General features: G+C 64.5%; 10 protein-coding genes. 6 read left to right on the forward strand and 4 right to left on the reverse strand.

Annotation, left to right across the window (positions count from 1 at the left end; all coding sequences use genetic code 11):
- Positions 1 to 17: 17 nt before the first annotated feature.
- Positions 18 to 935, reverse strand: coding sequence for a hypothetical protein (locus tag ISS97_RS14290; RefSeq protein ID WP_379985748.1), 918 nt, complete (start codon positions 933 to 935; stop codon positions 18 to 20).
- Positions 936 to 1,209: 274 nt separating this feature from the next.
- Between ISS97_RS14290 and ISS97_RS14295 the strand changes: the two genes are divergently transcribed.
- Positions 1,210 to 4,113, forward strand: a complete 2,904-nt coding sequence (locus ISS97_RS14295) for a bifunctional diguanylate cyclase/phosphodiesterase (RefSeq protein ID WP_379985747.1) — start codon at positions 1,210 to 1,212, stop codon at positions 4,111 to 4,113.
- A 9-nt stretch (positions 4,114 to 4,122) separates the two neighbouring features.
- Here the strand turns inward: ISS97_RS14295 and hslO are convergent, their stop codons facing one another.
- Positions 4,123 to 5,019 (reverse strand): Hsp33 family molecular chaperone HslO, encoded by an 897-nt coding sequence (gene hslO, locus ISS97_RS14300; RefSeq protein WP_379985746.1) that lies wholly within the window; start codon positions 5,017 to 5,019, stop codon positions 4,123 to 4,125.
- A 211-nt stretch (positions 5,020 to 5,230) separates the two neighbouring features.
- On the opposite strand from hslO, the gene mtgA reads away from it, so the two are divergent.
- The 3 genes from mtgA to ISS97_RS14315 all read left to right on the forward strand — a co-directional run bounded on the left by mtgA (position 5,231) and on the right by ISS97_RS14315 (position 7,486).
- The gene (gene mtgA, locus ISS97_RS14305) at positions 5,231 to 5,971 is read left to right on the forward strand and encodes a monofunctional biosynthetic peptidoglycan transglycosylase (RefSeq protein WP_379985745.1); all 741 of its coding nucleotides are present in this window, start codon (positions 5,231 to 5,233) and stop codon (positions 5,969 to 5,971) included.
- Between the two features lie 59 nt (positions 5,972 to 6,030).
- Positions 6,031 to 6,969, forward strand: coding sequence for a glycosyltransferase family 2 protein (locus tag ISS97_RS14310; RefSeq protein WP_379985744.1), 939 nt, complete (start codon positions 6,031 to 6,033; stop codon positions 6,967 to 6,969).
- 88 nt (positions 6,970 to 7,057) lie between these two features.
- The gene (locus ISS97_RS14315; RefSeq protein WP_379985743.1) at positions 7,058 to 7,486 is read left to right on the forward strand and encodes a CBS domain-containing protein; all 429 of its coding nucleotides are present in this window, start codon (positions 7,058 to 7,060) and stop codon (positions 7,484 to 7,486) included.
- 3 nt (positions 7,487 to 7,489) lie between these two features.
- Here ISS97_RS14315 and ISS97_RS14320 read toward each other — a convergent pair whose 3' ends face one another.
- The gene (locus ISS97_RS14320; RefSeq protein ID WP_379985877.1) at positions 7,490 to 8,761 is read right to left on the reverse strand and encodes an NTP/NDP exchange transporter; all 1,272 of its coding nucleotides are present in this window, start codon (positions 8,759 to 8,761) and stop codon (positions 7,490 to 7,492) included.
- Between the two features lie 127 nt (positions 8,762 to 8,888).
- On the opposite strand from ISS97_RS14320, the gene ISS97_RS14325 reads away from it, so the two are divergent.
- Both ISS97_RS14325 and ISS97_RS14330 read left to right on the forward strand, forming a co-directional pair.
- On the forward strand, positions 8,889 to 10,511 hold the full coding sequence (locus ISS97_RS14325; RefSeq protein WP_379985742.1) for a GMC family oxidoreductase: 1,623 nt from the start codon (positions 8,889 to 8,891) through the stop codon (positions 10,509 to 10,511).
- A 274-nt stretch (positions 10,512 to 10,785) separates the two neighbouring features.
- Positions 10,786 to 12,102 (forward strand): serine hydrolase domain-containing protein, encoded by a 1,317-nt coding sequence (locus tag ISS97_RS14330; RefSeq protein ID WP_379985741.1) that lies wholly within the window; start codon positions 10,786 to 10,788, stop codon positions 12,100 to 12,102.
- A 112-nt stretch (positions 12,103 to 12,214) separates the two neighbouring features.
- Here the strand turns inward: ISS97_RS14330 and ISS97_RS14335 are convergent, their stop codons facing one another.
- Positions 12,215 to 13,252 carry an energy transducer TonB gene (locus tag ISS97_RS14335; protein WP_379985740.1) on the reverse strand — a complete coding sequence of 346 codons (1,038 nt, stop codon included), beginning with the start codon at positions 13,250 to 13,252 and terminating at the stop codon, positions 12,215 to 12,217.
- Positions 13,253 to 13,330: the final 78 nt, after the last annotated feature.

Consider the following 13,330-nt stretch of genomic DNA (forward strand, 5'->3'; position numbering starts at 1 on the left):
TATCAAACCCGTGAGACTCAGAGATCCTGGTGATATTGCACGTACGGTGTACGCGACTGATCCGGCTCCGGACCGGCCGGCGTATTCACCGCATTGCCGGAAGACCACACGTTCTGCGCGCCGATGCTCAACTGACCCTGCCACGGCAGGCGCACGGTCACACCAAGGTCGATGCTGCTCCAGCGACGATCCCCATTGAGAGGGGAGCCAGGAATGCCCGCCGAGGGCTGCATTACCCGGCCAACCACGCCACCGCTCAGCGGACCGCGATCGACGCCGAAGCTCAGCGCCTTCTGGTCCAGCGTATTGATGCCAAGTACGTTACCCGGCAACAGGCGGACGCGGCCGACACTGGCCCCAAGATCGATACCGCTCTTGCCATCCAGCGCCACTCGACCACGCGCATTGAGTTGCGCACTGCTGTCGAAGCCGCTCAGGCCATTGACGCCAGGGCCGCCACCAGGAAGTAGTCGCGGCAGCGTCGAATTATTGGGCGTGCTGTTCGCACCGACACTGAGACCCAAGCTGTAGCGGCCATTGTCATACGTGGCCCCCACTTCGCTGCCGATGACGCGCGGCACGCGATTGTTGACCCAGGTGTGCTCACTGACGCCCACATGCGCCTGCAGATTGGAACCCAACCCGTAAGTCAGGTCAGTGGACATCGCATTGGCCGCATCCACCACACTGAACTGCAGCGGCCCATCACCATGCTTGGTGCCGGCGAAGTTGTTGTTGTCGGCCTTCAGCGCCAGCCAGCGGCCGTCACTGCCACGCCACAACGGCACCGCCACGCCATTGCCAACCTGCGCCACCTGATCGGGCTTCTGTGTCAGCAGGCGGTTGGCCAGCTCATGCGTATCGCCGGCCAGCGACTGCCCTGCCGCGACAAACGGCATCAGCAGAATCGGCATGGCTAGCAGCAAACGGCGCATGATCAGGAGATACCGAAGGTCCGGTAAGTGGAGGCCAGTACCCGCTCCCCGTGGGTTCGGGCGAGCCAAAGCTTAGCACATTTTACTTTTTACTAACACCCCTCCCAGAGCGGCATTTCAGTGACCCAACCCTCAGAATCGCCTGGGTTTTAGTCCTCGAAAAACCACCCCCGGAACCGGTAGGAACCCCCTACCGCCCAGCGACAACGCTGAACAGAGACGATATAAAGGCGCATCAGACATATCTTGCTTCGCATGGACCGGTCCGCGCCGGATGAGTTCAGCACCTACAAGCAGCGCTCTCACGCCCCGGCCCGCGGATATACAAACCGCGGCCTTGCATACGGCTGTCGAAGGATTGTTCCGCGCCACCGATGCGGCCTGTGTCCTCGAAGTCTGCGAAACGGTGATCCAGGCCCTCCATATCCAGGGAACCCTGCGCTGGCGCCTGCTGGACGTCTCGTCCGAACCCGAGCCCGACATCCCGCCACACCTGGACCTGGCCGAAGACCCTCAGGGCCTGCGCATGCTGGTGTTACAGCTGCCCGGGGATCCGCTACCGGAACATCTCGGCGACCAGCTCGGCTGGCTGGGCCGACTGGCCTCCTCGCGCCTGCGCCAGCTGGCCGAGACCTCCCGGCTATATGAGGCGATCTCTCGGCTGGCCATGGCCGAGCGGCTGCAGCGCGCGCTGTATGCCATCGCCGACCAGGCCAGCACCGAGCACAACATGACCGAGATGATGCACTCGCTGCACGCCATCCTCGGTAGCCTGATGTATGCGGAGAACTTCTATATCGCGCTGTACGACGCCGCCACCGACAGCGTGCGCTTCCCGTACTACGTGGACACCATGGACAAGGATCCGCCCTTGCCCGACCAGAGCGTGCCGCTGCAGGACATGCGCCACAGCCTCACCTGGAATCTGCTGCAGAGCGGGCAGCCCATCATGGGTTCGGTGGATGAGCTGGCCCGTCAGTTCAGCGGCCAGTTCGTACTGCTGGGACCCGTCTGTGAACACTGGCTGGGCGTACCGCTGCTGCGCGATGGCCGCGTCGTAGGCGGCATCGTGATGCAGAGCTACCGCGAAGACACGCATTACACCCAGCACGACCGCGAGCTGCTGAGCTACGTCGCCAAGCATGTGCAGACAGCGCTGGAGCGTCGCGAAGCCCATGCCGAACTGGAACGCCGCGTCACCAGCCGCACCGCCGCGCTGCGCGAGGCCAACCGCGTACTGCGTCAGCAAGTGCTGCAGCGCCAGCGCGGCGAACGATTGCAGGCGGCGCTGTTCCGCATCGCCGAGCTGGCCAATGCTTCCGAGAGCCTGGAGAACTTCTACGCCGCCGTGCATCGCGTCATCGGCGGCCTGCTCTACGCGCGCAACTTTTATATCGCGCTACTCGACGAAGAGCCGAACCAGCTCACCTTTCCCTACTCGGTGGACGAATTCGACACCGTGCGCCTGCCCCGTTCACACGGGCGTGGTCTCACCGAGTACGTACTGCGTCACGGCAAGCCGTTGCTCGCCGCCCCCGAAGACATCGACCGGCTGCAACGTGTAGGCGAAATCGGCCAACACGGCTCGCGTTCCGTCTGCTGGCTGGGCGTGCCGCTGATCTGGGGCGAACGCGCCATGGGCGTGCTGGCGGTGCAGAGCTATTCGCCCGAACACACCTACGATGTGCGCGACCAGGAGTTGCTGACCTTCGTCAGCTATCACGTCGCCAATGCATTGCAGCGCAAGCACACCACGGAATCGCTGAAACAGGCCTACGCTGGGCTGGAACGCCGCGTCACCGAACGCACGCGCGCGCTGGCGCTGGCCAACCGCGACCTGCGCGAACAGATCGCCGAACGCGAACGCGTCGAGCGCCGCCTCAAGTACGAAACCCTGCACGATTCGCTGACCGGCTTGCCCAACCGCACCCTGCTGCTGCAGCGTCTGGAACAGGCGCTGCAGCGCTACCACGGCAACGCGCAGGATCTGTTCGCTGTGTTGTTCATCGACCTGGACCGCTTCAAAGTCATCAACGACTCGGTGGGCCACCTGGTCGGTGACGATCTGTTGTTCCAGGTCGGCGGACGCATCCGCGCGTGCCTGAAAACCCGCGATGTGGTCGCACGTCTCGGCGGCGACGAATTCGCGGTATTGGCCGAAGGCATCACCGATGCCAGGATGGCGCTGCTGATCGCCGAGCGCATCATTGCGGAATTGCAGACACCGTTCCGCCTCGGCGCCAAGGAAATCTTCACCTCCGCCTCGATCGGCATCGCCCTGCCCGGCCCGCATTACCAGCGCCCTGAAGAACTGCTGCGTGACGCTGACGCGGCCATGTACCGCGCCAAGGATGAAGGCCGCCATCGCGCCGCTGTATTCGACGATCGTCTGCGTCGCGAAGCCCTATCCCTGCTAGAAATGGAAGGCGACCTGCGCCGCGCCTTGAGCCGTAATGAGTTCGTCCCGTTCTACCAGCCCATCGTGTCGCTGGAAGATGGCCGCACCGTTGGCTACGAAGCACTGCTGCGCTGGCGCCACCCCGATCGTGGCTTGCTTACGCCCAGCGATTTTCTCGCCGTGGCGGAGGAAAGCGGCTGCTCCGAGAGCATCGATTGGCAGATCTTCGATCAGGTCTGCGCGCAGGCCGAAGCGCTCGCTGGCACCGACGGTTTCGTCAGCATCAATGTTTCCGGCCGCCATTTCCGCTCGGCGGATCTCGATCGCCGCCTGCTCGACCTGCTCGAAGCCCACAAGCTGCCGCCGCGCTGCCTGCGCATCGAAGTCACCGAGCGTGCCCTGCTGGAAAATGCCTCTCAGGTGAAGCGCATTCTCGACACGCTACGCGCCCACGGCGTCGGCATTGCGCTGGACGACTTCGGTACGGGCTACTCCTCACTGAGCTACCTGCATCAGTACCCGATCGGTACGTTGAAGGTGGATCGCTCGTTCATCACCGAACTGCCGCGCGAAGGCAGCCATAGCGTGGCCGTGGTGCGTGCGATCCAGGTGCTGGCCGATTCGCTGCAAATGCAGGTAATCGCCGAGGGCATCGAAGAGGAAAGCCAGCGCGAGGCGCTGCTGCGCATCGGTTGCCGCTATGGCCAGGGCTTCCTGTTCGCGATTCCGCGGGCGGCGGAAGTGTGGCTGCAGCGCGAATATCACTTCGCGCTGCCCTGATCCCCACGGTTACTGCGCGGTGTCCGGCGCACTCACACCAGGCTGGCTCAACAACTGTTCGGCATCGATACGATCAAAGGTGTAACGCTGCGCGCAGAACTCGCAGATCACCTCGATCTCGCCATCGCGCGCTTCCAGCGCCGCTTCCACTTCACCACGGCCGAGCGAGCGCAGCACGGCTTCCACGCGCTCACGCGTGCAACTACAACCGAAGGCGAGCGAGCGCGGCTCAAACAGACGGACCGATTCGTCGTGGAACAGGCGGTACAGCAGCTGCTCCGGCGGCGTCGCCAGCATTTCGTCCTCGCCCAGGGTTGACGCCAGGTGCAGGATGCGCGGCCACGCATCTTCGTCATCCACCGCATCGTGACCGCCTTCGCCCGGCAGCTTCTGCAGCATCAAACCCACTGCGTGATCGCCATTGGCGGCCAGCAGAATCCTCGCAGGCAACTGCTCGGACTGGCTGAAATAGTTCTCCAGCGCGCCGATCAAATCCGGATGCTGCAGATCCACCAAGCCCTGGTAGCGCTGCCCGCGCTCGGCATGGCCGATGGTGATGGCCATGATGGCGTCAGGCAGTTTGGCCAGCTCCAGCGGATCCGGCAGCGGATCGCTCCAGCGAGCCAGGCCGCGCAGGCGCCCATGATCGTTGCATTCGGCAAACAGCAGGCGCAGCGCGCCGCTGCTCTTCAGCTCGATCGACAGCGCACCTTCCAGCTTGATGTTGCCGGTCAGCAGCGCACTGGCCGTCAGCGACTGGCCGAGCAGCGAGCGCAGCACCGGCGGATAGTCCGCGCGGCCGGCCACTTCACGCCACGCCGGGCCCAGCCGCACCAGCACGCCGCGCACACCGGCGCGCTCGAGCAGGAAGCGATGCAGCACGTCTTCGACAAGCACAGTTTCCACGGGATTCAACCTCACAAGGCAAGGCGCGGTAGATGGGGACACCTGGGGCCGGGCGCAAGCGCCGCTTCGATGGCAGCGGTCTCGCAGAGGCCGCGACGGGAGTCGCCGTCGTACCGACGGCCAGGAAAGGTTCGGAGTGTATGCCAATCCCCGACGCCGTCGCTGGCGGGCGCGACACTTATACTGCCGCGACCTCCCAGCTATCGCCCTCATGCGCCAACGACGCCCCCTGCCCGCCCGCCTGCTGCGTTCGCTCGCGATTCTCGTGCTGTCATGGTTCGCGCTCAGCTGGCTGGTAGTGCTGGTGTTCCGCTTCGTGCCGCCGTGGACATCGGCCGTGATGATGGAGCGCCAGCTAAGCGCATGGATCCACGGCGAGAAGGATTTCCAGCTGCGCCATCGCTGGGTGCCATGGTCGCAGGTCTCACCCTACGTACCCATGGCGATGGTGGCCGGCGAGGACCAGAAATTTCCGTTTCACCATGGTTTCGACTTCGACTCGATCCAGGATGCGATGGACGCCGCCGATGAAGGCAAGCGATTGCGTGGGGCCAGCACGATCAGCCAGCAGACGGCGAAAAACCTGTTCCTGTGGAACGGCCGCAGCTTCGTCCGCAAAGGATTGGAGGCGTATTTCACGGTACTGATCGAGCTGACCTGGCCCAAGCAGCGCATCCTCGAGGTGTACATGAATACCGCTGAGTTGGGCGATGGCATCTATGGCGTCGGAGCGGCCAGCGATGTGTTTTACCGCACGTCGCCATCGCGCCTGAGCGCGGCGCAAGCGGCGCGGCTGGCCGCGGTCCTGCCCAGCCCCCGCCGCTTCCGGGTCGATCGCCCGAGCCCCTATGTGCTGGGACGCGCCAACTGGATCCAGCAGCAGATGGGGCAACTGGGCGGTCCGGGCTATCTGCAAGGCAACCAGGAAGCGCAGGTGCACCGTCAGCGGTGACGCTCGCCGACTCGCGGGCACTCCGCTAGCATGCGCCGATTGTTTTTACGGTCCCGCCGATGCCCCTGCTCACCGTCATCGTTCCCGCCTACAACGAAGCTGCCGTGCTGGAAGCTTTTCACCAGCGGCTGGCACGGGTGCTCGACGAACTGCCGCTGGATAGCAGCGTGCTTTATGTGGACGACGGCAGCAGCGACCGTACCTGGGACATCATCGAGTCGCTCACCCAGCGCGACTCGCGTACCGGCGCACTGAAGCTCTCCCGCAACTTCGGCAAAGAAGCCGCCATGACTGCCGGCCTCGATCACGTCGACGCGGATGCCGTGGTGGTGATCGACGCCGACCTGCAGGACCCGCCCGAGCTGATCCCGGCGCTGGTCGACCAATGGCGCGCCGGCCATGACGTGGTGTATGCCACCCGTAGCGCGCGCGCCGGCGAAACCGGCTTCAAGAAATTCACCTCGGCCGCGTTCTACCGCAGCATGGAGAAGCTCTCCGATACCGCCATCCCGCGCGATACCGGCGACTTCCGCCTGCTCTCGCGCCGCGCGCTGGAGGCCCTGCGGCAACTGCGCGAGCGGCAGCGTTTCATGAAGGGGCTGTTCGCCTGGATCGGCTACCGCCAGACGGCGGTGCATTACCTGCGCGAGCCGCGCCAGGCCGGCAACACCAAGTGGAACTACTGGCGCCTGACCCAGCTGGCCGTGGAAGGCATTACCTCGTTCTCCACCGCGCCGCTGCGCCTGGCCACCTGGACCGGCCTGAGCGCATCCGTGCTCGCCTTCCTCTATGGCCTCTGGGTGCTGACCAAGTCGCTGATCTACGGCGACCCCGTGCGTGGCTACCCCACCTTGATGCTGGTGATCCTGTTCCTGGGTGGCGTGCAGCTTCTGGCCCTGGGCGTGATCGGCGAATACCTCGGCCGCAACTACGCCGAGAGCAAGCAGCGGCCGCTGTATTTCATCGAGGAACAGCGCCCGCCAGCGGGACGGACCTGAGGCTTCACGCAGCCGCTACACCTGAGCGGTTCGGCAGCGGTAGACTGGTCGCAAGCGGTAGTCCACGGTCCATTCCGGAGGCTCAGGCATGCGTCAGGTCAAGCATTTGCTGGAAGGCAAGGGCAGTCAGATCTTCAGCATCGCACCGGATGCGCAGGTGCTCGAAGCGATCAAGCATATGGCCGAGCGGCGCGTCGGCGCCCTGCTGGTGATGCGCGGCGAACAACTGGTCGGCATCGTTTCCGAGCGCGATTACGCGCGCAAAGTGATCCTGCAGGGGCGCTCATCGGCGCAGACAGCCGTATCGGAAATCATGAGCAGCCCGGCGCTTACCGTCGGCCCCGACACCGATGTGTTCGACTGTATGCGCCTGTGCACTGATAGCCGCATCCGTCACCTGCCCGTGGTTGAAAAGAACCGCGTGGTCGGTGTGATCTCGATCGGCGATCTGGTGAAGGCGGTGATCGATGCTCAGGCCGAACAGATCGAGCAACTGCAGCGCTACATCACCAGCTGAAGATCAGGCGCTCGCCGATGGCGCGCGCTCCGGCAAAGCCACAGGCTCAGGCTCCGGCAGCAAGTCCGGTGAGTGGCCTGCGCGGCGCGCCACCCAGGTCGCGCATACGGACACCCCCGCGCCAATCATGGCCATGCCGGCCACACCCACGCCGAACTTGCCCAGCAAGCTGACGCCGCTGGTGACCAGCACGTCGCCGAAACGCCACACGGCGGTCTCGACGAAGTTCTTGCCCTTGTAGCGCGTCTCACGCGGCACGCGGGTATACAGCGCATCCACGGCAGGCTTGGTCATGCCATAGGCGAACCCCCGCGAGCCCACCATCATCACGGCCAGCATCGGGGCGCTGAATCCAAGCAGCGAGACGTCGCTGATGCCCAGGCCCACCACAGCCAGCAGCAAAACCAGATTCACCAGCGCGGGCACCACCAGGCCCCAGCCCGCGCCATGACGAACCATCAACCAGCGTGTCACGGTCAGCTGCAACACCGCGCCCAGGAGATTGGTGACCAGATCCAGATCGTTATAGAACGAGGTACGCGCCACGTTGTCGTGGAAATGCGCTTTCGCGTAGTCCGCCATCAGCGCATAAGCCAGCGTACCGATACCGTCGCCTAGCAGCATCAGGATCGCCATGTAACGCAGGAAGGGACGCGACCAGAGCTCCTTCACGCCGGCCCATAGCGACCCACCCACCGGTTCGCTCTGCTGCGCATGGCCGTCACGACGTTCTTGCTGGGCCGACAACCGCAACAACAGACCTAGCGCGAGTAGCAGGGCCGCAGCCGACACGACCAACAGCATGGCCACACCAATCAACTGCACCAGCAGCTTGGTGATGATGGGGCCAAAGATCGCTCCGGCCATGCCGCCCAGCGCGATCAGCGGGAACACCTTGCGCGCCTCCAGGCTGCCGAAAATATCCGCCATGAAGCTCCAGAACAGCGACACCACGAACAGGTTGAACACGCTCACCCATACGTAGAACACCACACCGAGCGGGCGCGCGCCGATGCGATCCTGTGCGACAAAGGCCGGCACGAAGGCAATCAGGCACAACACAAAGAAACTGTAGCTCCAGCCCAGCAGCTGCTTGCGATTGAAGCGCGCCACCAACATGCCGAACAGCGGCGTCAGCAGCAGCATCACCAGGAACACCACCCCATAGAACAGCGGCAGCGATTGCGACCCCACCGCCCCGCTCAATTGGTCGCGTACCGGGCGAACGATGTAGTAGGCCGTCATGACAAAAAAGAAGGCCAGCGCGGACAGCATGGAGGCATGGGCCTGCTCTGTCGCGGCGTTTCGGGACGGATTCACCAGGAGACATCCTGCATGGGTCGCGGCGAAGACTAGCATGCGACTATGACCGCCTCGTCGGCGAGCCAAACGGGGGAAACGGATGGACTACGACTATGTGATCGTCGGCGCCGGCTCCGCCGGCTGTGTGCTTGCCAATCGGCTCAGTGCGGCGCCGGGCAAGCGTGTGCTCTTGCTCGAAGCCGGTCCGCGCGACTGGAATCCACTGATCCATATGCCCGCAGGCCTCGCCAAGCTGGTCGGCGATCAGCGCGGTCTGCGCCGGCTCTATGGCAGCCATCGGATCAACTGGGGCTACCGTACCGAGCCCGAAGCGCAACTAGGGCAACGCCGCCTGTGGTGGCCGCGCGGCAAAACACTGGGTGGCTCCAGCGCCATCAATGCCATGTGCTACATCCGCGGCGCAGCTGCCGACTACGACGCCTGGGCTGCCGCCACCGGCGATGCGCGCTGGCGCTGGGAGCAGGTCTTGCCCTGGTTTCTGCGTAGCGAGGACAACCGGCGCGGCGCCGGACCCTTGCACGGTAGTGGCGGACTGCTCGGCGTCGATGACCTGCGTTATCACAGCGAGCTCTCAACAGCCTTCGTCGACGCCGGCGTCAGCGCCGGCTATCCGCGCAATCCCGACTTCAACGGCGAGCGGCAGGATGGCTTCGGTCTGTACCAGGTCACCCAGCGCGATGGTTCGCGCTGCTCCGCCGCGGTGGCCTATCTGCATCCCATCATGCAGCGGAGCAATCTGGAAGTCCGCACTGGCACGCTGGTCGAACGAATACTGATCGAGAACGGGCGCGCTATCGGTGTGCAGCTCAAGCACGGGCGCATCGTAGCGGGCGAAGTGATCCTGGCTGCTGGCGCCATCAATACGCCCCAGCTGCTGATGCTTTCCGGCATCGGCCCGGCTGGCCACCTGAGCGAGCATGGCATCCCGGTCCGGCTCGACCACCCCCATGTGGGAGCGCATCTGCAGGATCACCTGGATATCTGCACCGTCACCGGCACCACCAGCAAGGCCACCTTCGACCATCTCAACGACGCCGCCGTCGCACTGCGCTATCTGCGCCATCGCGATGGCATCGGCAGCTCCAATGCAGCGGAGGCTGGCGGCTTCGTGCGCAGCCGCTTCGCACCGGACGAGCGCTGCGACATCCAGTTCCATTTCATACCAGCCCAGCTCGACGACCACGGCGCCCGGGCGATGCCCGGCCATGGCTACACCGTTCACGCCTGCTACCTGCATCCGCGCAGCCGCGGCCGGCTGCGCCTGCGTTCCGCCGATCCGGCGCAACCGATCGGCATCGAAGCGAACTATTTGAGCGACCCGGAAGGCCATGACCTGACACTGATGATCGAGGCAGCCAAGCTGTCGCGCGAAATACTCGCGCAAACGCCGTTCGATGCCTTCCGCGGCAAGCCGGTTCAGCCCACGCGCGACATGCGTAGCGACGCCGACTACGCCGACTTCATCCGCGACCGTGCGGAAACCATCTACCACCCGGTTGGCACCTGCCGCATGGGACGCGGCGGCGACGCGGTGCTGGATAGCGAGCTGCGTGTGCAAGGCATCGATGGCTTACGCGTAGTCGATGCCTCGATCATGCCGACACTGATCACCGGCAACACCAACGCCCCGACGATCATGATCGCGGAACGGGCGAGCGCTCTGATCGCCGGCGGAGCTCCGGAAACGCCCTCCGTCGTGTGAACGAACAGCTGGATCTCGTGTCCAAGCTCACCGGTCAAATAGACGGAAGCGCAACACTGGAATGACCGGCGAGCGAGGCTATAAGGCCGGCGAAGCGACTACTGATGGATCTGCGCCGAGGCAAGCCTGAAGCCGTGTTGCCAAATCGCCCGTCCGTTGTGGAGCGCTCCGAAGTACACGACAATCGGAACAAGCGCCATCGACCTGATTATCGGGCTGACCGGCTCCCTCCAGTTTCGGAGCGCATCTCGCGCCCTTACCACGCCAGAGCAGCATGCAGTTTCGCAAGATTTTCCTACTGATCGCCGGCGCGCTTGGCTCCACCAGCGCCCCGCTTTTCGCCCATGCTGCCGAGCCTGCACAGGTCGCCATGCAGAGCGCCAACACGGCGCCGCAGCACCTGCCTCCCGAGCGGATCAAGACCACCCTCGCCGCTTACCAGGAATGGCTCGAGCGGCTCGAACAACGTCACGCGGTCGCCGGCCTGGCCACCGCAGTGGTGATCGACGACAAGGTGGCTTACGAGCACACCCTCGGCTACGCCAATGCGACGACGCAGGAAGCGGTCACGCCGGAAACGGTGTTTCGTCTGGCCTCGCTCTCGAAGGCCTTCGCTACGGCGGTTACCGGCGTACTGGTCAACGACGGCAAGCTGAGCTGGGACACCAAGCTTGCCGATGTGCTGCCGTTCTTCAAGCTCAAGGACGCAGCGGCGGCGGAGAAGGCCACCGTGCGCGACATCCTGGGCCAGCGCCTGGGCCTGCCACGAAATACTTACGACAACATGCTTGAGGGCGACGTGTCATACGAGGAGCTGGTGCGTAGGCTCGACGAGGTCAATATGACCTGCGCGGTCGGCCAGTGCTACGGCTACCAGAACGTTGCTTTCAGCATGATTGGCGACGTGGTCTATGCCATGACCGGCGACTTCTTCTATCGCCAGGTGGACAAGCGAATCTTCTTTCCGCTGGGTATGAAAACGGCCAGTTACGGTCGAGAAGCATTGGAGGCGAGCCCGAGCTGGGCGCGCCCGCACCGCCCATCGGGTCCCGGCGGCTGGCGCCCGTTCGAGCCGAAGGAGGCTTACTACCGCGTCGCCCCAGCCGCCGGCGTCAACGCCAGCCTGCGCGACATGGAGCAGTGGCTGATTGCGCAAATGGGTGGACGTCCAGACGTCCTGTCGCCAGCCCTCCTACAGACGCTGCATACGCCGGAGGTGGCCACGCCGGTGGAGCTACGCTCCACGCCCTGGCGCCGTGAGCGCGTCAGCGCAGCGAGCTATGCGCTCGGCTGGCGCGTGTTCCAGTACGGCGGCGAGACCCTGATCTTCCACGCCGGCGCCGTGGAGGGCTATCGCACCATGATCGGCTTCTTCCCGAAGTACCGTGCAGGCGTGGTGACCATGTGGAATTCGGCCAGCCCGATGCCCTCGGGCCTGATGCCGATGGTGTTCGACAGCATGCTGGGCCTGGAACATGAGGACTGGGCAGGCGTGGAGAGCGAGACGCCGGCGGGAACTACCAAGGCCGCACCCAGCAAGAGCAAGGCGAAGCGCGGCGGCAAGGCCACCAAGCACGGGCGCCGGCGCTAACTGGCGTTTCATTCCGCCACTCGCTGACGGAATCGCGATAAAGAAAGAGGCGCTGCATGCTTCCATGCAGCGCCTCTTTAATTTGCGACCTTAACCAGCTGGTTACAGCTGGTTACAGCTTGAACTCGATGCGCTGACGCTTGTTCGACGCCACCGGCGAGCCATCCTGCGTCGCCGGCTGATACTTCCAGCGGGTGACCGCGTCGATCGCCGCGCGATCGAAAACGTGGCGCGGCTGCGCGTCGATCACCTTCACATCATTGACGCTGCCGTCGGCAGTGATGGTAAAGGCCAGCTCCACCCAACCTTCCTGATTGGAGCGCATGGCGGCGGTCGGATAACGCGGCGGCGTGTTCTTGACCAGTACGGCGGCGCGCGTGCCGGCCGTAGCGCCTGCATCACTACCCGCGGCGGGCGCGGCGCTCGCACTCGCCTGCTGGCGTGCCGACTCGGCCTGTTGCTGCTGGGCAAGGCGCGCCTGCTGTGCCTGACGCTGTTCGGCAGCGGCCTGCTGCGCCTTCTGCTCAGCCAGCTTGTCGGCTTCCGCCTTGTCCGTAACGGCCTTCTGGGCGGCCAATTGCTGCTGCTTTTCCTTGTCGGCGGCCAGCTGCTGCTCGCGATCCATCAGCTTGCGCTGAGCGTCCAGCTTGGAGCGCAGGATGGTCAGCGTGTAGTTGGCCGGATCGGCCTTGGCCAGCAGGTCGATCTGGCGCTGCGACTCGCCAAAGTCACGCTGGTTGATCGCCTGCTCGGCCGCGGTGGCGGCGAACGGGAAGGTTTCGCGCAGCGCATCGGTCGCTACCTGATTGCCGGGCTGCTTCTGCAGCACCTTCAGATAGAACTCGAATGCGTTATTGCCGGCGGGAGCCAGCAGGCGCTGCTCGTTCATGGCGCGACGCGCTTCTGACAGCAGCTGGTTGAGGCTCATCGCCTCCACGTTGGCCGGTGGTGGTGGCGCTTCACGGCCGGATGCTACCGGCGTCGACGGATGCCCCCCGGCATCGGCCTGCACCAGATCCTGATGCGGCTTGATGATAAGGAACCACGCCGCCGCCGCCAGCACGGCAACGACGATGAGGATCGCTATGACAACGGGCTGGACAGCCCCCCGCGCGTGTCGGCGCGCATGACGGATATATCGGGTATCCATGGTCTCTCGCTGAGTGGCATCAGATACCCGCGCTTTTTCCCCCTGTACATCCAGGAGCGGCAAACCTCCCCAGGTTCG

The sequence above is a fragment of the Dyella koreensis genome (assembly GCF_044904565.1).
In the GTDB taxonomy this organism is placed as follows: domain Bacteria; phylum Pseudomonadota; class Gammaproteobacteria; order Xanthomonadales; family Rhodanobacteraceae; genus Dyella_D; species Dyella_D koreensis.

Excerpts from the sequence above, each read along its gene's own strand:
- ISS97_RS14290 (WP_379985748.1), bottom strand. The coding sequence starts at position 935 with ATGCGCCGTTTGCTGCTAGCCATGCCGATTCTGCTGATGCCGTTTGTC.
- ISS97_RS14295 (WP_379985747.1), top strand. The coding sequence starts at position 1,210 with ATGAGTTCAGCACCTACAAGCAGCGCTCTCACGCCCCGGCCCGCGGAT.
- mtgA (WP_379985745.1), top strand. The coding sequence starts at position 5,231 with ATGCGCCAACGACGCCCCCTGCCCGCCCGCCTGCTGCGTTCGCTCGCG.
- ISS97_RS14310 (WP_379985744.1), top strand. The coding sequence starts at position 6,031 with ATGCCCCTGCTCACCGTCATCGTTCCCGCCTACAACGAAGCTGCCGTG.
- ISS97_RS14315 (WP_379985743.1), top strand. The coding sequence starts at position 7,058 with ATGCGTCAGGTCAAGCATTTGCTGGAAGGCAAGGGCAGTCAGATCTTC.
- ISS97_RS14320 (WP_379985877.1), bottom strand. The coding sequence starts at position 8,761 with ATGCTGTCCGCGCTGGCCTTCTTTTTTGTCATGACGGCCTACTACATC.
- ISS97_RS14325 (WP_379985742.1), top strand. The coding sequence starts at position 8,889 with ATGGACTACGACTATGTGATCGTCGGCGCCGGCTCCGCCGGCTGTGTG.
- ISS97_RS14330 (WP_379985741.1), top strand. The coding sequence starts at position 10,786 with ATGCAGTTTCGCAAGATTTTCCTACTGATCGCCGGCGCGCTTGGCTCC.
- ISS97_RS14335 (WP_379985740.1), bottom strand. The coding sequence starts at position 13,252 with ATGGATACCCGATATATCCGTCATGCGCGCCGACACGCGCGGGGGGCT.